This is a genomic window from Turicibacter sp. TJ11 (assembly GCF_021497505.1).
Taxonomy (GTDB): domain Bacteria; phylum Bacillota_I; class Bacilli_A; order MOL361; family Turicibacteraceae; genus Turicibacter.
In genome coordinates this window covers 1,141,220-1,165,127 of the sequence record NZ_CP069349.1, presented here as the reverse complement: position 1 = coordinate 1,165,127, position 23,908 = coordinate 1,141,220, and the positions used below count along the sequence as shown (strand labels likewise).

At 34.4% G+C, this 23,908-nt stretch carries 23 protein-coding genes; 18 read left to right on the top strand and 5 right to left on the bottom strand.

Annotated features, from left to right (window positions below):
* Positions 1 to 230 precede the first annotated feature (230 nt).
* The 10 genes from JRC48_RS05395 to JRC48_RS05350 all read left to right on the top strand — a co-directional run bounded on the left by JRC48_RS05395 (position 231) and on the right by JRC48_RS05350 (position 12,305).
* Entirely contained in the window at positions 231 to 1,475 is a 1,245-nt protein-coding gene (locus tag JRC48_RS05395) for a glycosyltransferase family 2 protein (protein ID WP_235070828.1), read from the top strand.
* A 6-nt stretch (positions 1,476 to 1,481) separates the two neighbouring features.
* Positions 1,482 to 2,240 carry a YwaF family protein gene (locus JRC48_RS05390; RefSeq protein ID WP_235070827.1) on the top strand — a complete coding sequence of 253 codons (759 nt, stop codon included), beginning with the start codon at positions 1,482 to 1,484 and terminating at the stop codon, positions 2,238 to 2,240.
* 315 nt (positions 2,241 to 2,555) lie between these two features.
* Positions 2,556 to 3,230, top strand: coding sequence for a response regulator transcription factor (locus tag JRC48_RS05385; RefSeq protein ID WP_235070826.1), 675 nt, complete (start codon positions 2,556 to 2,558; stop codon positions 3,228 to 3,230).
* On the top strand, positions 3,227 to 4,267 hold the full coding sequence (locus tag JRC48_RS05380; RefSeq protein ID WP_235070825.1) for a HAMP domain-containing sensor histidine kinase: 1,041 nt from the start codon (positions 3,227 to 3,229) through the stop codon (positions 4,265 to 4,267). Before JRC48_RS05385 ends, JRC48_RS05380 begins: the two co-directional genes overlap by 4 nt.
* A 168-nt stretch (positions 4,268 to 4,435) precedes the next feature.
* Positions 4,436 to 6,193: an ABC transporter ATP-binding protein gene (locus JRC48_RS05375; protein WP_235070824.1), complete on the top strand. Its 1,758-nt coding sequence runs from the start codon at positions 4,436 to 4,438 to the stop codon at positions 6,191 to 6,193.
* Positions 6,193 to 7,956 (top strand): ABC transporter ATP-binding protein, encoded by a 1,764-nt coding sequence (locus tag JRC48_RS05370; protein ID WP_235070823.1) that lies wholly within the window; start codon positions 6,193 to 6,195, stop codon positions 7,954 to 7,956. The genes JRC48_RS05375 and JRC48_RS05370 overlap by 1 nt, the downstream gene beginning before the upstream one ends.
* 191 nt (positions 7,957 to 8,147) lie before the next feature.
* The gene (locus JRC48_RS05365) at positions 8,148 to 8,318 is read left to right on the top strand and encodes a hypothetical protein (RefSeq protein WP_235070822.1); all 171 of its coding nucleotides are present in this window, start codon (positions 8,148 to 8,150) and stop codon (positions 8,316 to 8,318) included.
* Positions 8,319 to 9,195: 877 nt separating this feature from the next.
* On the top strand, positions 9,196 to 9,501 hold the full coding sequence (locus tag JRC48_RS05360; RefSeq protein WP_235070821.1) for a PTS sugar transporter subunit IIB: 306 nt from the start codon (positions 9,196 to 9,198) through the stop codon (positions 9,499 to 9,501).
* A gap of 22 nt (positions 9,502 to 9,523) precedes the next feature.
* On the top strand, positions 9,524 to 10,816 hold the full coding sequence (locus JRC48_RS05355; RefSeq protein WP_235070820.1) for a PTS sugar transporter subunit IIC: 1,293 nt from the start codon (positions 9,524 to 9,526) through the stop codon (positions 10,814 to 10,816).
* 19 nt (positions 10,817 to 10,835) lie between these two features.
* The gene (locus JRC48_RS05350; protein WP_235070819.1) at positions 10,836 to 12,305 is read left to right on the top strand and encodes a glycoside hydrolase family 1 protein; all 1,470 of its coding nucleotides are present in this window, start codon (positions 10,836 to 10,838) and stop codon (positions 12,303 to 12,305) included.
* A 359-nt stretch (positions 12,306 to 12,664) separates the two neighbouring features.
* On the opposite strand, the gene JRC48_RS05345 is transcribed toward JRC48_RS05350, so the two are convergent.
* From JRC48_RS05345 to JRC48_RS05330, 4 genes are all read right to left on the bottom strand, one after another.
* The gene (locus tag JRC48_RS05345; protein WP_235070818.1) at positions 12,665 to 13,708 is read right to left on the bottom strand and encodes a PTS transporter subunit IIC; all 1,044 of its coding nucleotides are present in this window, start codon (positions 13,706 to 13,708) and stop codon (positions 12,665 to 12,667) included.
* Between the two features lie 14 nt (positions 13,709 to 13,722).
* A complete protein-coding gene (locus JRC48_RS05340; RefSeq protein ID WP_235070817.1) occupies positions 13,723 to 14,664 on the bottom strand; it encodes a 2-dehydropantoate 2-reductase in 942 nt (313 codons plus the stop codon).
* A 546-nt stretch (positions 14,665 to 15,210) separates the two neighbouring features.
* On the bottom strand, positions 15,211 to 16,191 hold the full coding sequence (locus JRC48_RS05335; protein ID WP_235070816.1) for an Abi family protein: 981 nt from the start codon (positions 16,189 to 16,191) through the stop codon (positions 15,211 to 15,213).
* 236 nt (positions 16,192 to 16,427) lie between these two features.
* The gene (locus JRC48_RS05330) at positions 16,428 to 17,618 is read right to left on the bottom strand and encodes a phospholipase D family protein (protein ID WP_235070815.1); all 1,191 of its coding nucleotides are present in this window, start codon (positions 17,616 to 17,618) and stop codon (positions 16,428 to 16,430) included.
* Positions 17,619 to 17,833: 215 nt separating this feature from the next.
* Here JRC48_RS05330 and JRC48_RS05325 point away from each other — a divergent pair, with 215 nt between their 5' ends.
* From JRC48_RS05325 to JRC48_RS05315, 3 genes are all read left to right on the top strand, one after another.
* Complete coding sequence (locus tag JRC48_RS05325) at positions 17,834 to 18,469, top strand: type I restriction-modification system subunit M N-terminal domain-containing protein (RefSeq protein ID WP_235070814.1); 636 nt, start codon at positions 17,834 to 17,836, stop codon at positions 18,467 to 18,469.
* A gap of 77 nt (positions 18,470 to 18,546) precedes the next feature.
* Positions 18,547 to 19,443 carry a bacteriophage abortive infection AbiH family protein gene (locus JRC48_RS05320; RefSeq protein ID WP_235070813.1) on the top strand — a complete coding sequence of 299 codons (897 nt, stop codon included), beginning with the start codon at positions 18,547 to 18,549 and terminating at the stop codon, positions 19,441 to 19,443.
* Positions 19,444 to 19,486: 43 nt separating this feature from the next.
* Positions 19,487 to 19,783, top strand: a complete 297-nt coding sequence (locus JRC48_RS05315) for a hypothetical protein (protein WP_002576327.1) — start codon at positions 19,487 to 19,489, stop codon at positions 19,781 to 19,783.
* A gap of 80 nt (positions 19,784 to 19,863) precedes the next feature.
* Here JRC48_RS05315 and JRC48_RS05310 read toward each other — a convergent pair whose 3' ends face one another.
* Positions 19,864 to 20,217: a helix-turn-helix domain-containing protein gene (locus JRC48_RS05310; RefSeq protein ID WP_002576326.1), complete on the bottom strand. Its 354-nt coding sequence runs from the start codon at positions 20,215 to 20,217 to the stop codon at positions 19,864 to 19,866.
* 165 nt (positions 20,218 to 20,382) lie between these two features.
* Here JRC48_RS05310 and JRC48_RS12765 point away from each other — a divergent pair, with 165 nt between their 5' ends.
* The 5 genes from JRC48_RS12765 to bcrD all read left to right on the top strand — a co-directional run bounded on the left by JRC48_RS12765 (position 20,383) and on the right by bcrD (position 23,851).
* Positions 20,383 to 20,580, top strand: coding sequence for a helix-turn-helix domain-containing protein (locus JRC48_RS12765; RefSeq protein WP_009246557.1), 198 nt, complete (start codon positions 20,383 to 20,385; stop codon positions 20,578 to 20,580).
* Complete coding sequence (gene bcrR, locus JRC48_RS05300; RefSeq protein ID WP_083578802.1) at positions 20,570 to 21,184, top strand: bacitracin resistance transcriptional activator BcrR; 615 nt, start codon at positions 20,570 to 20,572, stop codon at positions 21,182 to 21,184. Before JRC48_RS12765 ends, bcrR begins: the two co-directional genes overlap by 11 nt.
* 180 nt (positions 21,185 to 21,364) lie before the next feature.
* The gene (bcrA, locus tag JRC48_RS05295) at positions 21,365 to 22,282 is read left to right on the top strand and encodes a bacitracin ABC transporter ATP-binding protein BcrA (protein ID WP_235070812.1); all 918 of its coding nucleotides are present in this window, start codon (positions 21,365 to 21,367) and stop codon (positions 22,280 to 22,282) included.
* Positions 22,275 to 23,024 (top strand): ABC transporter permease, encoded by a 750-nt coding sequence (locus tag JRC48_RS05290; protein WP_002576323.1) that lies wholly within the window; start codon positions 22,275 to 22,277, stop codon positions 23,022 to 23,024. Before bcrA ends, JRC48_RS05290 begins: the two co-directional genes overlap by 8 nt.
* Positions 23,024 to 23,851, top strand: a complete 828-nt coding sequence (gene bcrD, locus JRC48_RS05285) for a bacitracin resistance undecaprenyl-diphosphatase BcrD (RefSeq protein ID WP_002576322.1) — start codon at positions 23,024 to 23,026, stop codon at positions 23,849 to 23,851. The genes JRC48_RS05290 and bcrD overlap by 1 nt, the downstream gene beginning before the upstream one ends.
* The last annotated feature ends 57 nt before the right edge of the window (positions 23,852 to 23,908 follow it).

The following is a 23,908-nucleotide window of genomic DNA, read 5'->3' as shown; positions in this document are numbered from 1 at the left end:
TTCTTTAAATAGAGAGATAGATGTTTTAATCCTAGTAGCTTGACGGTAAAAAAGAAAACGACAAAAATCGGTCTAAAAGAAATGAAAAAGGAAACAATAAATTCATGGCCATTTAATCGTCAAGCTCCTTTTGTGTTAAATAAACATGCGATTGTCATGTAATAGAATAAAAAAGAGACAAAGATTTAAATTAATCATCCCGACTGCTAGGTCAATTTAAGGAGAGTACTATGCAAAAAATTATTTTGATTAACTTAGTGATTGCTATCGTTTTTTTTCTCTGCTATAGTTATCAGTTTTTATATGTGATAGCCTCATTTTTTAAAAATGAGTCACGCCAAGAGCAAGCAAAGCCTCATCGTTTTGCTGTGTTAATTGCTGCTCGTAATGAAGAGTCAGTGATTAAACATTTAATTGATAGCCTTAATAAACAAACGTATGATCAAAATCAACTCACTGTCTTTGTTGTTGCAGATAATTGCACCGATGCAACAGCTAAATGTGCCAAAGAGATGGGAGCTGTTGTTTATGAGCGATTTAATCAAACAAAGGTTGGAAAAGGTTATGCGATGGACTATTTACTAGAAAAAATTGAATGTGATTACGAGCCGTTTGATGGTTATTTTGTTTTTGATGCAGATAATGTCTTAGATCGAAATTATATTTCAGAGATGAATAAGACCTTTTCAAATGGCTATGATATCATCACAAGTTATCGAAATTCAAAAAATTATGGCGATAACTGGATTACAGCCGGTTATGCATTATGGTTTTTATGGGAATCAGAGTTTTTAAATCGTGGTCGTATGTTGCTTGGTAATAGTTGTGCGGTTTCAGGAACTGGTTTTTTATTTAGCCGTCGAATTATTGAAAAATATGGGGGCTGGAAATTTTTCTTATTAACGGAAGATATTCAGTTTACAATAGATAACGTGTTAACAGGTGAAAAAATTGGTTACTGTCAAAAAGCGATGCTTTATGATGAACAGCCTGTCACGTTTGAGCAATCGTTTAAACAACGTTTAAGATGGGCAAAAGGATTTTTTCAAGTCTTTCATCGCTACGGTTTAGATTTATTTAAAGGAACGTTCGAGCGCCGTAATATGTCGTGTTATGATATGCTCATGGTCATTATGCCTGCTATTATCTTAACCATTTTTACATTAATTTTTAACGGAAGTGTTCTGTTATTTGGTGAATATAGTGACCATCAAAAGGATTTAATTTTGACCATGTTAGGACAAATGATCATGAATATTTACTTCATGTTAGTGATGATTGCCGTGATTACAACGTGGACACAGTGGAAAAATATTCACACGACTAGCTTAAAAAAAATACTGTATATTTTTACGTTCCCATTTTTTATGTTCACCTATATTCCAATTACCATTGTGGCATTCTTTAAAAAGGTAGAGTGGCAACCAATTGAACATAGTCGTGCCAAAACATTAGCAGAAATTAAAGAAGGTTAGATCAATATGTTTACAAAGTTAGGACAATTATTTTTTGCTCCATTAGATGCCTATGAACCTGCAGGTATGTTTACGATGCCTCACTTCATCGCCTTAGGGATTTGCTTTGTCATTTTATGCTTAGCTTTCTTTATGTCAAGGCGTTTGACTTGGGATCAAGTTCAACATATGACGCGTTGTTTTGCGATAACAATCACTGTTTTAGAGCTGATTAAAATCGGCTATAACTTTTATTATGGTTATAGCTGGATTGATGCGTGGTTTCCTTTATCGTTTTGTTCTTTATTCATCTACGCCACTTGGTTTAGTGGCTATGGAAAAGGGATGATTAAAGAGATTGGGGATGCTTATATTGTTATTGGATGTCTGCTAGGAGGAGTTGGATTCTTATTGATGCCAACGACTTCATTAATGCGTTATCCTATTTGGCACTTCTTATGTCTTTATAGTTTGCTTTTTCATATGATGATGATATATTTAGGTGTTTTATATATGATTCATCGACGCGTCGTCATTAATAAACGAACATTTCTTTATTTTGGGTTTTATTTTTTAAGTTCGGCGCTCATTTGTATTGTGATGAATACCATGTATGGATTAAATTTAATGATTTTGCGTGAACCATTTAATGTTCCATTTGAGTGGATTAGTCAGCTTCAAGCCAATCATCCAGTTGCTTATACAGTCATGGCTGTCTGTTCTTATTTAGTTGGACCAGGATTATTTGCATGGTTGATGAGTCGTTTCTTAAATAACAAAAAGTGACCTGAACGATTTTCATTAAGGTCACTTTTTTCATTGATTAAATATGAGGGATTGAAACAAGCCTGGCATTTATGAGAAAGAAATTATGTTATAATAATAAAACTAGCCACAGCTTTTAATTAGAAAAAATCTTAATAAAATAGTAACGTGATTTTTTAACTATGCTACTGATTTCATTAGGTGATCAGTCAGTTTAAACGGCTATTTTAGGGAAACAAAAATGTGTAGTGGTTTAGAATATGTAGAGTTTATGTTTATTTCATATCATTTAAAGGGATTTAAATGGAGAGGTAGACTTTTTAGTGAGGTGTGAAGATGATTCATATTTTAGTGGCAGAAGATGATAAACATGCGAGAAAGCTACTTGAAACCGTTTTAAAACGAGAAGGTTATGAAGTCTTAACTGCACAAGATGGAGAAGAAGTTTTGACTACTTTAGAACGTCAGCATGTGGACTTAATTCTTTTAGATATTATGATGCCTAAAATGGATGGATATGAGGTAGCTCGACAGTTAAGAGAGGCTAACTTTAACTTACCGATCTTAATGGTGTCTGCCAAACAATTACCGGAAGATAAGAAAAAAGGATTTATTGTCGGGACAGATGATTATATGACCAAGCCGATTGATGTGGAAGAAATGCTTTTGCGAGTCCGAGCGTTATTACGTCGCTCACAAATCGTAAATGAACGAAAACTAACTATTGGCAGTGTGACACTAGATTATGATTCACTAACAGTGACGCGTGAAGGTGAAAGTCAAACACTTCCCCAAAAAGAATTTTATTTACTTTATAAACTGTTATCTTATCCCGGACGTGTCTTTACTCGAATTCAGCTAATGGATGAAATTTGGGGGCTTCAAACAGAAAGTACGGATACAACGGTGAATGTCCATATTAATCGATTAAGAAAACGTTTTTCGAATTATCCTGAATTCGATCTCATCTCTGTTCGAGGGCTTGGATACAAAGCGGTGAAAAATGTATGAAAAAGTTACTTAGTAAGATAGGATTAAGTTTATATTTTGCTTTATGCTTATTCATTATTCATCTCATTACTTTAGCTGTGACATGGACGCTTCTTTATATGGGAATTTCATTTAATTGGATGAGTGAGACAATCCAAGATCAACCCTGTGTGGTGATAGGGATTACACTTGTTTCTTGTATCATTATCGGATTTATTATTTTTGCGATCGCGAGTCGAAAGGTGATTGCAACGATTTGTCAGTTTATTGAAGCAACGAATCGATTAGCAAGTGGTGATTTTTCAGCTCGATTAAACATTACGCATCCTCCAGAATATAGAGTTTTGTCTGATAATTTTAATCATATGGCAGAAGAACTGGCGGGAATCGAAGTATTGAGAACGGATTTTATTAATAATTTTTCTCATGAATTTAAAACACCTATTGTTTCAATTAAAGGATTTGCTGAGATTTTAAAAGATCCAACCCTCTCACAAGAAGAGCGTGATGAATACTTAGATATTGTCATTGAAGAATCAACGAGACTTTCCGCTTTAGCAACTAATGTGTTGACATTATCTAAAGTTGAGGGACAAACCATCTTAACCAATCAGCAGTCATTTAATTTAGGTGAGCAAATTCGACAATGTGTTTTAATGCTTGATTCTAAACTTGAGAAAAAAGAGATTCTTCTTCAGGCAGATATTCAGGATATCCATGTTTTTGCTAATAAAGAAATGCTAAATCAAGTGTGGTTAAACTTATTAGATAATGCAATTAAATTTACCCCAACTCAAGGAATCATTGAAGTGATCGTACAAGAAAAAGAGAGTGACGTGTTAGTCACAATTAGTGATACAGGATGTGGAATTACCGATCAAGCCCTTCCTAAAATTTTTGATAAGTTTTATCAAGAAGATCGCTCACATGCAACGATGGGAAATGGACTGGGACTGTCTATTGTTCATGAAATTATGACGTTACATAAAGGAAATATTAAGTGTATGAGTACAGTTTCTAAAGGAACAACGTTTGTAGTCTCGCTTCCAAAGGAGTAAAAGGAATTTAGCCTATTTAGGTTAAATTCCTTTTTCATTACGTTAACTAGGGATCAATCATCAAAAATCGTTTCATTTATTAAAAAAATAAAATGGTAGCGCTAAGAGTTTATGTTAAGTTTATCTTTTATACATATATTAGAGTTATCATAGGGAGGAGTGTCAAATATGATTCAATTATTTAAAAAATTAAAAGCAATTGAATGGGGTTTATTTGGTGTTAGCTTCATTTTTATTGTGACTCAAGTTTGGTTAGATTTAAAAATACCAGATTATATGAGTGAAATTACTCGACTGGTTCAAACGCCAGGAAGTGAAATGAAGGATATTTTAGTAGCGGGAGGCTGGATGTTACTTTGTGCATTTGGAAGTTTGGCAACTTCAATGGTTGTAGCAGCGATCTCTGCTAAAATTGCGTCAAACCTTTCAGCTCGTTTACGCTTCATTTTATTTGATAAAGTTCAGTCATTTTCGATGGAAGAGATTAATCATTTTTCAACGTCAAGTTTAGTCACTCGTTCAACAAACGACGTCAATCAAGTTCAAATGTTCATTGTCATGGGGTTACAAATGTTAATTAAGGCTCCTATTTTAGCTGGATGGGCATTAATGAAAATCATGGATAAAAGTTGGCAATGGACACTATCAACGGGAGTGGCTGTCATCGCCTTATTAGTCATCGTTGGAGTTTGTGTGTTAATTGCTCTTCCAAAGTTTAAACGTGTTCAAAAGTTAACAGATAATTTAAATCGAATTGCTCGCGAAAACATCACAGGATTACGTGTGGTTCGTGCTTATAATGCGGAGGACTATCAAGAAGACAAGTTTGAAATAGCGAATAAAGAATTAACGAGCACTAACTTATTTACGAACTCTGTATTAGCCTTTTTAATGCCAAGTATTAGTTTAATTATGAGTGGATTAAGTTTAGCGATTTATTGGGTAGGGGCTATTGTGATTAATGAAGCTGATCTGCCATCTAAAATGACGCTATTTTCAGATATGATAGTTTTTTCATCTTATGCGATGCAAGTCGTGATGGCGTTTATGATGTTAATTATGATTTTTATGATTTTACCGCGTGCCACTGTTTCAGCGAAACGTATTAACGAAGTTTTAAATACAAAAGTAACGATTGAAAACGGAACAGTCGAAGAATCACCAGCCGGTATATCAGGTGAAATTGAATTTAAAAATGTTGGCTTTAAGTATCCAGATGCGGACGATTGTGTGATTAAAGATATTACCTTTAAAGCAAATCGTGGAGAAACGATTGCGTTCATTGGTTCAACAGGGTGTGGAAAAAGTACACTGGTTAACTTAATTCCACGTTTTTATGATGTTAGTGAAGGTGAGATTTTACTCAATGGTATTAACGTTAAAGATTATGATCAAAAGGCGTTACGTAACAAAATCGGTTATGTTTCACAAAAAGCGGTCTTATTTGGTGGAACGGTTCAATCAAATGTTTCTTTTGGTGATAATGGAAAGGCATCAGCAGATATTCATCAAGTGATGGATGCGATTGACATTGCACAGTCAACGGATTTTGTTGAAAAGATGGATGGAAGTTATGAGGCACATGTTGCTCAAGGTGGAACGAATCTTTCAGGTGGACAAAAGCAACGTTTATCGATTGCTCGTGCGATTGCTCGTCGCCCAGAAATTTTAATTTTTGATGATTCTTTCTCAGCACTTGATTATAAAACGGATCGTCGATTAAGAAGTGCGCTAAAAAAAGAAACGTTAGGAACAACATTACTTATTGTCGCTCAGCGAATTGGAACGATTAAAGATGCGGATAAAATTATTGTTTTAGATGAAGGGAAGATTGTTGGGGTAGGATCGCATGAAGACTTAATGAAAACATGTGACGTTTATCAAGAGATTGCCTATTCTCAGCTTTCAAAGGAGGAATTAGCGTAATGAATCAAACAAACGAACAAAAAGGGAGTTTAATTAAGCTATTTCATTATTGTAGAAAATATCTTCCACTCATTTTAATCGCCTTAATCGGAGCTTCAATCGGAACGGTTCTAACGTTATTTGGACCGGATAAATTATCAGAAATGACCGATTTAATTACAGGTGGTTTATTTGGAAGTATGGATTTAGAGGCGATTGCCGATATTGGATGGACGTTAGTTATCATTTACGGTGTAAGTTTTATTTTGTCATTAGGTCAAGGCTTAATTATGGCGAATATTACTCAACGTATTTCTAAACAGTTAAGAACAGCGTTATCAGATAAAGTAAACAAGTTACCAATGGCTTATTATAATAACACGACAACAGGTGATATTTTATCGCGTGTGACAAATGATATTGATACGATCGGTCAAACGTTAAATCAAAGTATTGGAATGTTAGTTACGGCGCTGTGTTTATTTATCGGTTCATTGATCATGATGTTTAAAACAAATGTCATCATGTCACTCACAGCTATTTTATCGATTTTACTAGGATTCGTTTTAATGATGTTACTCATGAAAACATCTCAAAAATATTTCTTAAGTCAACAAGAATCGTTAGGTGCGATTAATGGTCATGTTGAAGAAGTTTATAGCGGTCATTTTATCGTTAAAGCTTATAACGGTGAAAATCAAATGCGTGAAGCCTTTGAAACCATTAATGAAAATTTACGAGACAGCGCCTATAAAGCTCAGTTTTTATCTGGATTAATGATGCCAATGATGATGTTTATCGGAAACTTAGGTTATGTCGCCGTTTGTATTGTTGGAGCTGTTTTAGCCATGAATGATAAGATCTCATTTGGAGTCATTGTGGCATTTATTATGTATATCCGTTACTTTACTCAACCACTTGCTCAAATGGCGCAAGCTGCCCAAAGTTTACAATCAGCATCAGCGGCAAGTCATCGAGTATTTGAATTTTTAGAAGCAGAAGAGATGGAAGATGAACGTCATAAACAACAGAAGTTAACTTCTGCTACAGGAAAAGTTGAATTTAAAAACGTTCAATTCTCTTATTCAAAACACGGAAAACCTGTCATTAAAAACTTCTCAACACTTGCTAAACCGGGACAAAAAATTGCCATTGTTGGTCCAACAGGAGCAGGGAAAACAACGCTTGTTAATTTATTAATGCGATTTAATGAAATTAACGGGGGAGACATTTTAATTGATGATGTTTCGATTCATGACTTAACGCGTGAAAATATCCATGACTTATTCTGTATGGTATTACAAGATACGTGGTTATTTGAAGGAAGCATTAAGGAAAATTTAATTTATAATCAGGATCATATTACAGATGAACAAGTTCAACAGGCTTGTCAGGCGGTTGGATTACATCATTTCATCGAAACGTTACACGATGGTTATGACACGATTTTAAATGATAAAGTCAATTTATCAGCCGGTCAAAAACAACAGTTAACGATTGCACGTGCGATGTTAAAACAAGCACCGATGTTAATTTTAGATGAGGCGACAAGTTCAGTTGATACACGAACAGAACTACTAATTCAGCAAGCGATGGATCAACTCATGGAAGGGCGTACCTCATTTGTGATTGCTCACCGTCTATCAACGATTAAAAATGCAGATGTGATCTTAGTCTTAAAAGATGGAGATATTTTAGAAAGCGGAAATCATGAAGAATTACTAGCTAAAAACGGCTTCTACGCTGAACTTTATAATAGCCAATTTGAACAAGCAGAAGAATAATTTTCAATAACAAAAAAGCTACCCAAGCGTCACATCGGTGAACAAGGGTAGCTTTTTTTTATGTTTCAAACCTTAATTCTATGCTGAATTAATTTAAAAAATGACTAAAATTTCATGAAATTTAATCATATTTTTTCATTTCTCAGATAGTTAAAAAATAATAATTAAAGCGTTTACGAAGTATAGATAGTATGGTAAGAACAAAAGGTCAAAGACCCAAATCATTATGTATTCCAGCTGTGATTTCAGGATTTTTCGGTGTCAATGAACCAGCTATTTACGGGATTACGTTACCCCGTAAAAAACATTTATCCTTAGCTGTATCATTGGAGCCATCACAGATGGGATTACTGAATATTTAAAGTCAACTGGATATATGGCTGGTGGTATGGGAATCTTTGCTTTGCCAAGTTATATTAATTCTTCAGGGATTGACCGAGGATTTTATGGAATCGTTATATCGATGGTGGTAGGATTGGTGTTAAGTTTTATTATGATGTATATTTTATACAAAGAAGTAAAATAGATCATCTAATCAATGACAGATTATTTTAAAGATAAAAATTTTTGTAAGCGTCATCTAAAGCTGATAGAAGAAGTTAGTCAAATAAGGCTAGCTTCTTCATTCTTAAAATGAAGGGATAGTTGATCATGAGTTGTAGAATTGTCTTTTGTGATCAACATTCTTGCATCGGTGAATTTAAATTTCTTCAAAAATGTTTAAAATAACTGGTTATTAATTAATAGATGAATGAGCGTTTTTAATTTAGAACTAATTTTTTTGTAGAAAAGACGACATTTTATTCATCTATGAAAGCGTTGACTTTTAAGTTTGAAAGCGTTATCTTGTAGGTGTTAGGGAGTTGAGTCTTGAAGAATTGCGACTCTTATATGATTAAAATAGAGAAGGAGGATTGAAAAATGATTGAAGAAAAGTGCAAAGAGGGGGGGATTCTTAATGTATATAATGCAAAAACACCAGTATTAATGGTGATTAATTGCACTAAAGATGAGATATAACAAAAGAGTTATTAGATTTGGTTAGTAGCTTATGAGGTGCAATTTAAGTTAACTGAAGAATAGACAAATGAAAAAGTAGTAGACGTTAATATTCTTTCAGCTCATGTGCAGAATCATTTGATATAGAGATTATGGTTAAAGATTTTGTACAGAAGTTAGTTAGTTTATACGTTAAAAATTAATTCATTAATAAATAAAAATACAATGGGGGAATAAAAAATGAAAATTATGTTAGCATGTTGTGCTGGAATGTCAACAAGTATAGTAGTGTCAAAAATGGAAGAAGCAGCGAAAAAACAAGGAAAAGATTATAAAATTTGGGCTGTTGAACAGGGACAGATAGAGGAAGAATTGGGGAATTTTGATGTATTATTGCTTGGGCCTCAAGTAAGACACATTCAACGAAAAGTAAAAAAAATAGTTGGCGATTCATTTCCAATGGGAGTTATTGATCCAATTGCATACGGTAGATGTGATGGCGAGGCTGTACTAAATCAAGCTGAAGAGTTATTCAATCAAAAATAAGCTTCTTAGAGGGGGGATTAGTGTGTCAAAGTTATCTGAAAATTTCGAAGATTTTTTGATGTTAATTGCAGAAAAAGTAGACGATAATAAGTATCTATCTGCAATAAAAAATACTTTTACTATTTATATGCCATTTGTTATTGTTGGATCATTTTCAACATTATGTAAGTTATTACTTTGTAGTGAAACAATTGGAGTTGCGAAATGGATACCAGGGCTAGTAAAAATTGCTCCTGCCTTTACTGCTGTTAATTTTGCAACATTAACCGTTATGACATTGCCAATTGTATTTTTATTAGGAATGCAACTAGCTAAGAAAAATAAAACTCCTGATTTTATTACCGGTGTCATAGCCTTACTTGCTTATATTTCAGTAGTACCAAACGAGGTAGGAGTAATTATTAATGAAATTTCAGGGTCCGCACCAGGTCTTTCGAGTAGTGTAATGGGAGCCCAAGGACTTTTTATTGGAATGATTTTAACAATTATTGTAGCTGAAGTATTTAAATTACTCTATAACATTGATAGGTTAAACATTAAAATGCCAAAAGAAGTTCCGGCACAAATAGCAACATCTTTTAATACACTTATACCTATCTTTATTACATTATCTATTTTTTCAATTTTCGGAGTCTTATTTAAAGAGTTAAGTGGTGTATATATAAATGAGTATGTATATCAAATTATTCAAGCTCCACTTGAGTCAATATTCCAAAGTCCACTCGGAATCGTAGCAATAGTTATATTTATGCAGTTTTTCTGGTTTTTAGGAATACATGGAGGATTGGTTATCTCACCAATACGTAATCCATTAATGATCGCTGCGTTAGCTACAAATATTGAATTAGTAGAGAAAGGATTAACAGCGACTGAACCAATTACAGCAGGTTTTTGGAATGTCTTTGTTACCTGTGGAGGAGCAGGAGTGACGCTAGCTTTAATTTTCTCATTGCTCCTTTTTGGAAAAAGAAAAGAAGAGCGAGCAGTTGCAAAGCTAGCACTTGCACCAGGTATTTGTGGAATTAGTGAGCCGTTGGTATTTGGATTACCGCTTGTACTTAATCCTATTTATGCATTGCCATTTATTATTAACTCAGCGGTTGCTACTATGATTGCTTTAGTTGCTATTAACATTGGATTCATTGCTCCCTCTACCATTGATGTACCATTTGGAATTCCAATCATACTAAACGCATTTATAGGATTTGGTTGGAAAGGAATCATTGTACAGATAGTTTTATTAATTGTTTGTACATTAATTTGGACACCATTTGTATTAATTTCAAATAAACAAGGAATGAAGGACATTAAATAAATTTATTTTGGAGGTATTTATGAAGAATAATAATAAATTTCCTAAAGGATTTTTGTGGGGGGGAGCTACAGCAGCTAACCAATGTGAAGGTGCATGGAATGTTGATGGAAAAGGATTATCTGTTGCAGATTGTAGTAAATTTAAACCAGATGTTGATCCAAAAGACTATATTGCTCAACATGGGATTACTTTACAAGATATAAAAGAAGCAATGGAAAGTGAAGATACCATTTTATATGGGAAAAGAAGAGGAATTGATTTTTACAATCGATTTAGAGAAGACTTAGATTTATTTGCAGAGATGGGATTTAAAGTATTACGAGTTTCAATAGCATGGACACGGATTTTTCCAACAGGGGTTGAGGAACAGCCAAATGAAAAAGGTTTACTGTATTATGAAGAGCTATTTAAAGAAATGAGAGCTCGAAATATTGAGCCACTTGTTACGTTACATCATTATGAAATGCCACTATATCTTTCTGATCACTATGGTGGATGGTATAGTAGAGAAGTTATTGAAATGTTTGTTAAATTTTGCAAGGTAGTCTTTGATCGATATAAACATTTAGTTAAGTATTGGTTAACATTTAATGAAATTGATAGTATCTTTCGTCACCCATTTACAACAGCTGGGATTGTAACAGAACGTTACCCGAAGGAAAAGCAAGAAGAGATCATTTATCAAGCTTTACATCATCAATTTGTGGCTAGTGCATTAGCTACAAAATGTTTACACGAAATTATTCCTCAGGCAAAAATGGGATGTATGGTTACTCGAACACTTACTTATCCTGAAAACTGTCACCCTAAAAACTGTTTATTGGCTTTAAAAACTAATCGTGAAAATTATTTTTATGCAGACGTACAAGTTTTTGGAATGTATCCTAGATTTATAAAAGAAGAATGGAAAGCAAAAAGAATATTTATTAAATTTAACGAAGAAGATGAAGAGATTTTAAAAAGTTATCCTGTTGATTTCGTTTCATTTAGTTATTATATGTCATTAGTTTCAAGCATTGAAGCTGAAAAAAAAGAGAAGGTAAATGGAAATCTATCTACAGGAGTAAAAAATCCATATTTAGATGTAACTGAGTGGAATTGGCAAGTTGATCCTATCGGCCTAGAATATTCATTAGTTGAGATGTACGATCGATATAAAAAACCGTTGTTTATTGCTGAAAATGGTATTGGTGCTAAAGATATAGTAAACGATAATGGGATTATAATAGACGATTACAGAATTGAATATTATCGACAACATATTGAAGCAATTGCTAGTGCTATTAGCGATGGAGTAGAGGTAATGGGATATACGCCTTGGGGATGTATTGATTTAGTTAGTATGTCAACGTGCCAAATGAGTAAAAGATATGGATTTATTTATGTAGATGCTGATGATTACGGTAATGGAACTTATAGTAGAATAAAGAAAAAGTCTTTTTACTGGTATAAGAAAGTTATTGAATCAAATGGAGTGCATCTACAGTAAAGTGATGATATTGTATAGTCAAACTGTTATTAATTGAAAGAGTAATTTTTAAAAGGCTAATATAATTATTTAAACAAGAGATTAATAAAAGAGTCACATATGAATTATTTCTAACTCATATGTGACTTTTTCTCGTGATGAGAGCTTATTAAGAATTCATGTTAAGTATCTCTAAAAGACTATAGAATTTAATTTTTATAGGGGGATTTTTAATATTAAGATCTTTAACTGTGTTTAATTAAAAAGATAGCAATAAAATGCTTATGGTATATGCTATAAAAAATCCCCACTTGAAAGTAGGGAAATGATTGATTTAAGTCAAGTCTTTATCTGATCATTAGCTAATGATGAACCATTACTTATCCAAGATACGCAAATGCTTCTTCTTTTTTATAAAGTTTAAGTCCTTTTTCAAAAATTAATAATGACAGTAGAGCACTTAGAGTCGGAATAATAAACCAGACAACGATCGCTGTCAGTAGATTTAATCCGGCGTCAATTGAAGCTAATGGCCCAACTAATCCAACTAAGCCAAATCCAGCGGAAGATGCGGTTCCCATGACATTAAATAGTGCCACAGGTAGAGAGGATAAAGAAGCGGTAAATAAAATGGGAATTAATATGATAGGATAACGAAATAGATTTGGCATCATCGTTTTCATGGCGCCTAATGCAATGGCAAGAGTTACTCCTGATTTATTGACTTTGAGTGAGTGAACCACAAGCACTAATGTTGTGGCTGCAACGCCCATGGCTGCTGAGCCTGCAGAAACACCATTTAATTGAATAGCTAATGCAATGGCAACGGTTGAGATAGGAGAAATAATTAAGATGGCAAATGAACAGGCAATGAGTAAACTCATCAATATGGGTTGTAACGTCGTAAATGAATTAATGCCATCCCCAATTAATGTAGTGAAGCTTTTAACATACGGAAGTAGATATAAACCGATTAACCCAGAACCGGCTCCAATTAAAATAGGAGATAAGATAATATTAACTGCACCAAATCGATCAGCAACTAACAAAATTAAAAAAATGGCTATTGAAGCTGTTAGCATCGTATTGATGATGTCACCTGTTCCAGCACTCAGATAGACACCTAGTTCAGCGTTATACATGGTTACACCAGATCCCACTAAACATGCTCCTGCAACAACGGCTGTTTGCATCGGATTCAGTTTAAACTGTAGGGCAATTAGCGCACCGATTAATAGTGGAGTAGCTAATTGAAATAGGACAACGGTTTGACTTAATAAGATGACAAAGTTTGTTTGAGGAAAATACTTTAAAATCGATCCTAGTACCGCATTTGGCATCAGACCGATGATAATTCCTAATGCAGTACCAGACAGAACTTTATTGAAAAAGAGTTTTGAAGTTATTTTTGGCTGATTTGACATAAAAATGCCTCCTTTTATTTAGCTTTTAAAAGTTCTTCTTTGGCATGAACTAACTGCGTTAAAAATTGACAATAAGGGGTTGCAATCTGATAGGTTTCTCCTTTTTTACAGACAGCCCCGTTTATATAATCAATTTCAGTTAGACGATGTTTTTGAATTAAATCTTGATACATCGATGGATAATGATGTCCGATTCCGTGAGGATCAAAGGTCGATTTAACATGATTGACAATTTCTTCTTCATCTAAAAGAATTCCCTCGTGCTTAGCGACTAATGCAAATTCATGAATGATCGTACGAATGATTTCATCTGTGACGCTTGTAGATCCAAAACTTGCAATATTAGCATCTAAAATCGTACATGTTCCGTTTAATGTCCCGTTCACACAAGCTTTTCTCCAGATTGAATACATCATATCTTCACTATATTTGCAGTTTAATCCTGCTTCGTTAAACACTTGAACCAGTTCAAGCGCCGCGTCTTGTCCCTTTGGATGAATATTTTGTAATTCAACACTTCCATGACCAAACATGTTGACCTCACCAGGTCCTGTTAGACCAGCCGTCCACATCGTGTTTCCAAGTAAAATGTTTTCTTTAGCGACATAATTTTTGATCGTATCTTCATGACCTAATCCGTTTAGTAGACATAAAACGGTCGTATGTTCAGATAAGATAGAAGTAATCGATTGTAACATGTCATCTAACTGCATCGCTTTTGTAAATAAGATGACCGTATCAATTTCATCATGATAATCTGTTATGTCCTTTGGAAGAAAGGCAGGAATATTCTCAATAATTGTTTCACCATCATGAATGGCTTTTAGACCGTTATGTTTAATGGCACTCACATGTTCTTCCCATTGGTCAATCAAAATCACGTCATTTCCCGCTTGATGTAACATCATTCCAAATCGACTTCCCATCGCACCTGCTCCAGCAATGGCTATTTTCATTTGAATCACTCCTTTATATCGTCTTTTTACATCATACTAAAGTCAAAAGTAGAAAAGACGTTCATGACATTTCTTTACATTATTCGTGTGCGGTTCATTTAATCAAACAAGATGCTATAGATAGGGAAAGTGGAATCTTAGGTATCAAATATTATAAAACGTATTGTGTCTTTTTTTCAGGTGACATTAAGGATTAATCTTTGAATCACGAAGCAGGGGATGTAAGTAATTATCTATAAATAAAGTATTTAGATTTGAAAGGTGCAGTCTAGATCTCTTATAAGAAACTGTCTTGGTTATTTTGATAAGGAGAAGTGAATAGGTATTTAGATAGAAAGCATAAAGACGAATCATATGTTACATAAGTTTGTTTATAAAGAAAAAAACCTATTTGCTCGTACTAGCAAATAGGATTAATCAATCAATTAGTATAAAAATTAAAAGGAGAGATAGACGCATCCATCTCTCCTAGGTGTAGTCCGCAGACATTCACCGCTATTCAATATATATAGTATACATTTAGTAGTAATAATATGCAATATTTTTTTAAAGTTTAATATAATTTCTTAATTCTAACAATTTATTATTTGTGTCAGTATGAATAATTTTGGAGTATATGTTGTATGGTATTTTTTTTCGAAACTCTTCTTTTAGGTGATCAAAATTAGAAATCATTTTGCTTATTTCTGTTTTAGAAACTTCTAACTGCTTTAGGATAAAGCTAATTAAAATAATATAATCAGTTATGGTATTAAAATTAATACCTTGAACTTTAGAGTCATATGAAATGGAATGTATTAGAGTCTTTTTTACCTGACCGGTTTTGAATCGAGTATCAAAGATAATATCATTATGAGCAACAGCATTTCTCAGATCTCTTAACAAGTAGATAATAGACTCAGTTAGTTTAGCATCCGTATCAAAACTTTGATTTAAGCCAATCGATGTTGAAATTAGCTTACGTGTATTTTGATTTAGACAATGAATGAATTTTCCGAATTCACCTAGAGTAATGACCTCGAAAATTGCCCAAATTGGGACATTTCTATCTTGATGGTAATAATGTTGAATGACCAATTTAGTAGTATAATTACGAGAAAGCGAACTATAAATTTTATTTTGTAGTTCTAGACGTTGCTTTAACTCAGATTTATAATCCTTTGAAGCAACTGGAAATGAATTGTAATGTGTTAGGAGATTAGAATATACGTCATTAAAAGAATCAGTTCCGGTACAATCTAATATAACTTCTAAAGTATAATTTTTAATAGCTGTTTCAATAAACATGATTTTGGGATAAAGCAGAGCTTTTAATGCCATATCAAATTCATTTATCGCTAATACCTGATTAAAATCTGTGAACAAAAATTGATTATTAGGCGTTTTAAAATAACGATAACCTTTATAACCATGATAGTACCCTATATGACGTAACTTTTGTTTTTGAATACTACCTTTAATATCAATATTGTGAGTATCACGTAAATGACGCATTAACCCATCAATACTCTTAACTTTAGAAGCCATATAAAACCGTCCTTTATGTTGATAATAAGGATATTATAACATTAGAGATTATAAAAGGACAATATAGGTGTCATTACGTGAAAAAATATAAACAATAGGGAATACCTTAATCATCTGTTTGAAGATCTGGATTACATTGATTAAAGGTTTATAAATGAGGGATTATATAAAATAAAGGCTACCCAATCTTCGTAATTAGTTAAGAAGATGGGTAGCTATTTTGGTATTTATGTGCTTCAATTTTCATTTATTTTTATTTGGATGATTTCATATAATTCTTTTTTCATCTCAGAAGGGAGAGAAAGATGGATAGCATTTAAGTTTAGGGTTGTCACTAGCTTTTTATATTTCCATGTGCTAAAAGTGACTTCTAATGCTGAAAAAGCGCCCAACTTCTCAATTAAGCAAATAATTTCATCGCAAGGAGAAACAGTATTCTTAATTTCTTCAATAAGTTTTTGATGTTCATCCGGATAAAACCAATTTTCCTTTAATTGATGCCATTCAATGATTTCTGAGAAACGTTCATAGCGTTGAACCTCGGTCTTCAAAAGACTGAGTAGTTTACTGTCATTTAGAGTAGGATGCAAATCTAAAATATGGCTCATGGTAAAACGTTGCTCTAAGGTAGAACCATTTTTTTTCATACTTCGGATGACATCTATTTCAAAGCATATATCGCTAATGATTTCTAATAGTCTAGTGTCTAATTCTGAATTAGATGACTCAAAAAATGTATGTTCTAAATAGTTTAACATCTCTAACGGGGTATTTGATCGCTCAATGAGATGATTACGTGAGATTGTCTTTAGTGAATCATGAGTTTGGAGTGCTTGATACAACGTGTCTAGTAGGATTGTAATTTTTTGCTCTTGAAGTTCTTCATAGTCAATCTCTTTTTCATCACTAGTTTCTATCACATCAATCCCTTTGAAATTATCTAATAAGTCGTGATCCCAAATGAGTAGATCACATTCAATATTGAACTTATAGTCTTTATGAGTATAGTTATACTCGGAATAAGCGGGTGCAGTTAAATTGCTGCTCCCTATGATGGCCATAACGGGTGTTTTGTTAATGAGTTTCATGGCGATTTTTGCATGCCAATTTAAATATCTAGGCTTGTAGTAAGTTACTTTATAGCCTAAATACATTAAATATTTAATAAATCCTTCAAACTGATATTGATTTTTTAAATTAGAATCAAACATCCCACCAATAATGATAATCTCAGTATAGGGCAAATCTTTAAAACCGTTACGAATCGCATGAAAGAAATCATCGTGATTGTAATCGTTAAATAAACTACTACTAATATAACCAGTGCTTAAAATAAGTGTTTCCCCACGAGTAGACATGAGTTGATTTAATGCTCGTCTAAAGTTAGACCGTTGTTGATTTGAACGTAAGAAAAACTGCATTCCCACAAAAAGCTCCCCCTTTATTTCTTAACTGTCTATTAACGATATGAGGGGAAGATTTCTAATAGAAGGAAGTAGCAAAGGTTTTCAAAATTAGATTAATAGTCAAAAAATCCTTTTAATTTATAATTTATTAATTGTTATTAAATGGCTGTTATTGTAATCAGTGCAAACAAGTTTTAAAATATGGTTATAAGGAATGAAATTAGGAGGAACAGAGAATGGCTACAATTGGTTTTGAAGAGAAGCTGTGGCAAGCAGCAGATAAATTACGTAATAATATGAATCCATCGGAGTATCAGCACGTGGTACTTGGATTGATTTTCTTAAAATATGTATCTGATACCTTTAATGAACGTTATGTGGAATTATTAGCAGATGATCCGGAGTTTGCTGAAGATCGTGACGAGTATATTTCTGAAGGAGTGTTTTGGGTTCCAGAACACGCGCGTTGGAGTTATATTTCAGATTATTCTAAACAACCTGAAATCGGTCAGATTGTGGATCAGGCACTTGATTCAATTGAAAAAGAAAATGACTCTTTACGTGGGGTACTTCCTAAAAACTACTCACGTCCAGAACTTGATAAACGTATTTTAGGTGAAATCATTGACTTATTTACAAACATCAATGTCGGTGGAGAAGATGCTCGCGATAAAGATGTTTTAGGTCGTGTATATGAATATTTCTTAGGTAAATTCGGAGCCAATGAAGGTGGAGAATTCTATACACCAAAATGTGTCGTGAAATTAATGGTTGAAATGATTCAGCCGTATAAAGGTAAAGTTTATGAAATAATCATACCGAGTTTGATACAAGGTATGGGTAAAATTAAAAAGTGTGCCCTTGCGGTGTAAAATCTGCTCTTGGGGTGTGTTGACAGACCGGGGCATCCCGGCTATTTTTATATTGCCGTTCAAATAGGAGGAATAACATGAAAACATTGTATTTGGTAGGAAACGGTTTCGACATACAGCATGGTATTAGAACTCCATATTCTGAGTTCAGAAGTTTCTTAGAAACGCATCATGAGTCATTTCTAACGGATTTTGAGGCTATGTATAACATTCAGCCTTTAGATGATACAGAGCCTTGGTACACTGAAGCGGCACAAGAAAGATGGAAAAAATCAGTGCTAAAAGATTTATGGCAAACATTTGAGGAAGAAATGGGTAACCCAGATGTAGAAGGAATGCACGATATGGCAAGTTCCCTTGCAGAGCAAATGCCAGAAGAAGGTATAAAATATACTCTGGATCTTCACTGGAAGGAACAGTATGGGTTTTCTTCAGATTTACAGAAATATGTACTTGAGTGGTTAGAGTCTATAGATACATCAGGTGTGTGCCCCATTAAAAAGAGTTTCATAGGAAATTGTTCTGATATTTTCATTAATTTTAATTATACAGATGTCCTAGAGCGGGTATATGGGGTAAAAACAGTTCTTCACTTGCATGGAGGAGTACCATCATGCTCTGCAATACCACCCATCATGGGGCATGGAAATAAATTTATTATAGATTATTACAAACGAAGAGCACAGTGTGCAAGTGAAGAGTTCGTAGAATGGGAAGAAAGTATATGCTCCGCGATAGCAAAATTTTGCTCGTCATTATATAAAGACACGGATGCAATTATATCGAGAAATGAATCGTTTTTTTCAAGTCTAAAAGATATAGAGCAAGTAGTATCCATAGGTTTGTCGTTTGGGAATGTAGACACTCCTTATCTCTTGCGAATTGCTGAAGAAATAAAGCCAACATCAAAATGGATTATTTATTATTATAGTGAAGACGATACTTTTATTATCATAGTCGTAATAAGTATATAAACTACTTACATATAAGCACCTAAAATATGAAAGGGCTGATAAAATGATGACCTTTGAAAAGGTTTTAGAAGTATTCAACGATTACCTAAATAAAGATAGTGTTTTGGAGGTGGTGAACACTAAGCGAGGATACACCGTTATGATTTGGGATGAAAAAGATGAGCAATGGTTTGGTGTGGAACATTGCAAAGCCCCCGAGCTTTTACGGGATGCCTTACTTGATGGCTATCGTGATTTTTTAGAGCAACAACTTACTCATAACCGCAGGAGTTTAACCGAAACAGAAATCTTAGATATTCAAAACCGATGTGAACAGCTTTATGATTTGTGTGGAGAATAAAAAAATAACCTAAAAAGTGCGATAGCCTGTGTAGGTGTCGCACTTTTTTCAGTTGGCTTGGCTTACGAAAACAGCGTTAATTATTCCGCAGTTTCTCTTGCCTTTTTCAAGCCTTGAGCCGTAGCTTCCATCACGATAAGCTCCTTTTCTTCCATATCATTCAACAGTACATCAACTTGTTTGCGGCGATTGTTGTCGCCATCTTCATTGCATGGAAAAAAGAACTGGTCTACAGAGATGTCAAGCAAGGTAGTAATGAGATAAAATTTGTTAAGCCTTGGGTGCTGCCCCCTGTTCTCTATATACATAATAGAGCGTGGCGTAAGGTCTACCAGTTGGGCAAGATATTCCTGTGTCCACCCTTTTGCTTCCCGAGCTTTTTTTATCGCTATACCTAACGGCTTAAAATCAAGTTTTCTTTCATCTTGGTACATTTTAATATCATCCTATATCATTGTACATTTCGGGTGATGATATTTGAACGAAGTATGATTTTATGTTTAGTAGTGTATAATTTCGTATTAGTGGAGAGAAACTTGCTATTATTCGTCATTCCGTATATAATAATTATATACTCTTTGCGAAAGGAAGTTGATATTATGAATTACATTTCTGTGAAAGCCGCTTCTGAAAAATGGGGCATATCGGAAAGACGGATACAAAAATTATGTGAGGAAAATCGCATTGACGGAACTGAAAAATTTGGTCGTGCATGGATGATACCAAAAGATGCAGAAAAACCCGTTGATGGACGTATGAAAACAAGGAACAAACAGGAGGAGAATCATGGAATTTAATGAAAAGCTACAACAGCTTAGGACTGGAAAGAACTTAACGCAGGAACAACTTGCGGAGCAATTATATGTATCAAGAACAGCCATTTCAAAATGGGAAAGCGGCAAGGGTTACCCTAACATTGAGTCGCTCAAGTGTATTTCTAAATTCTTTTCTGTGACCATAGATGAACTGCTATCGGGCGAAGAACTGATTACACTTGCCGAAACTGAAAATCGTTCCAACTTGAAAAAAATTTACAGTTTCATTTATGGAATATTAGATATGATGGCGGTTACTTTTATACTTTTGCCGTTGTATGGTAACCTTGTTGACGGATATATTTATTCTGTCAATCTACTTTCATTTACAGACACTACCCCAATATATCTTGCAATCTATTGGATTGTTTTTATTGTTTTGATTGCACTTGGGATAGCGAAACTGATGTGTGTTTGTTTTGAAAAGGAATCATGGAGCAACATAATCACAAAATGCTCTCTCGTGCTGAGTACGCTTTTTATCTGCTTCTTCGTTGCGGCAAGACAACCCTATGTAACCGCCCTTATGTTTCTGCTATTTGTTGCTAAAATATTTGTCTGGATAAAGCAAACCCAAACAAAGTAAAATGCCATAAACCCTTTAAAATAGGCTCTGACACGATAAGTGTCGGAGCTTTTTTCGTGCTGACATCTATTGTGTCGGCATTGTGACGGTAGATTTCTTGGCTTCTATGCAATACTCGTGGATAATAAGATTGTGGTCAGCGAAAACAAGAACAGCAACCCACGGAAAGGAGAATCAAATATGGATTATATCATTGAAACAGAAAATCTTACGAAGCGATACGGAACAGCCACCGTTGTCGATAAGGTAAATCTTCATGTGCCAAAGGGCAAAATTTATGGTTTGCTCGGCAGAAACGGAGCAGGCAAAACCACAGCAATGAAAATGATGTTGCAGCTTGCTTTCCCAACGGAGGGAACGGTACGCTTGTTTGGCACAAACTATAAGGAAAATATCCATACCCTTTATAGCAAAGTAGGCTCTATTATCGAAACACCGGGATTTTACAGTAATTTAACAGGGTATGAGAATTTGCAAATTCTCGCTAAACTGCGAGGGGGAGTATCTAAAAGTGGAGTAGAAAAAGCTCTTGAAGTTGTGGGGCTGCATAAGGAGAAAAGAAAAGTCTTTTCCGATTATTCCCTCGGAATGAAGCAACGGCTTGGTATTGCCGCCGCCATTATGCACGAGCCGGAGCTTTTAATACTTGACGAACCGATTAACGGACTTGACCCCATTGGAATAGTTGAAATACGCTCACTTTTATCTGAACTTAGTCACAATCATGGCATTACCATTTTTATCTCAAGCCATGTTTTAAGCGAGATTGAACAGATAGCAGATATTATCGGCGTTATGCACGAGGGGCATTTAGTAGAGGAAGTGAATATATCCGAGCTTCACAAAAGGAATCGAAAATACATTCAATTTGATTTATCTGACAGTGAGATAGCCGGAAAGATTTTAGAAAACCACTACCACATGACGGATTTTACAGTGCAGGACGGTACGGTGAGAATTTATGACTTTAGCCAAAGTGTTGGAGAAATCAATCGAGAATTTGCACGAAATGGACTGCTCGTGACAAGGATAAATGATAGTGAGGAAAACTTAGAGGACTACTTTTCTAAACTGATTGGAGGTGGCGGTATTGCTTAATCTTATTTCTTGTGAATTATTAAAACTAAAGCGTTCAAAAATGGTGCTAATTAGTGTGGCAGGGGTATTATCTACCCCACTTTTGATGTTAATAGAAGCCTTGCAAACACATTTTGATAAGCCGGAGATTATCTTTACCTTGTCTGACATATACAGCGACAGTGTACTGTATATCATGCTGCTGGTAAACATTATGATATATGTGGCAATTGCAGCTTACTTGTTTAGCAGAGAGTACACAGAAAGCACCCTCAAAACCATATTGCCCATACCCATTTCAAGGACAAAACTATTAATTGGAAAATTTTGCACCCTGCTTCTTTGGATTGTTATGCTAACCCTTGTAACATGGGCAGGTATATTTATCGTTTGTGGGCTATATGACGCTGTCTTTACATTGGAGGGATATAGCTTACTAGTGGCAATAGTATGGCTCCCCAAGTTTTTGTTTGGCAGTATCCTGATGTTTTTAACAGTTTCTCCTTTTGTGTTTGTTGCTATGAAAACAAAAGGATTTGTCGCCCCGATGATTGGCTCTGCCGTGATTGTCATGGGAAGTGCCGCACTTTCAAATCAAGAATGGGGAGCGTTGTATCCGTGGACAGCCACCTATTTCTTGGTGCAGGGTAAACTTCAGAGTACCGGCTATCCTACACTGCTGTCTGTATCTATTATTATTCTTGTATCAGCAGTTGGTTTTCTTATGACCTTTCATCATTTTAAAAAGGAGGATTTGAAATAATGGTACTTGATTTTATAGAAATTTTAAAAGTTATTTTTCTTGGAATTGTTGAGGGTATTACTGAGTGGCTACCTATCAGCAGCACAGGACATATGATTCTTGTGGACGAATTTATCACACTTAATATGAGCGAAGCATTTAAAGAAATGTTTTTTGTTGTTATTCAACTTGGAGCTATACTCGCAGTGGTTGTAATGTTTTGGAACAAGATGTTTCCCTTTCAATTTAAGAACAAAGCACAGTCAATTGTTAAAAAGGATACTTTCTCGTTGTGGTTCAAGGTTGCGGTAGCTTGTGTACCGTCAGCTATTATGGGGATTCTATTTGATGATTATTTGGATGCTTACCTCCAAACCCCCATTGTGATTTCAATCATGTTAATCTTTTATGGTTTGTTATTCATTCTCATAGAAAATTGGAATAAAAAGCGTACTCCTACTACTATGGCACTTTCTGACATCAGCTATAAAACAGCAATCTTGATAGGGGCATTTCAAGTGTTATCACTTATACCCGGCACATCACGGTCGGGAGCAACGATTATAGGTGCTTTACTCATAGGAGTTTCACGAGTGGCAGCAGCAGAGTTTACTTTTTTCCTCGCAGTACCTACTATGCTTGGAGCAAGTGCTTTTAAGCTGTTAAAATTCGGGTTTGAATTTACAAGTGCAGAACTGCTCGCTCTTGTTCTCGGTATGGCTGTGGCATTTGCGGTATCTGTCTTAGTAATTAAATTCCTAATGAACTTTATCAAAAAACATGATTTTAAGGTGTTTGGTTGGTATCGAATTGTGCTTGGTATACTTGTTGTACTTATAAAATCTTAATAATGCGTTTTCTTTGTGCGCGAATAAAAATGCCAGTTGGTCCTTAAGATCAGCTGG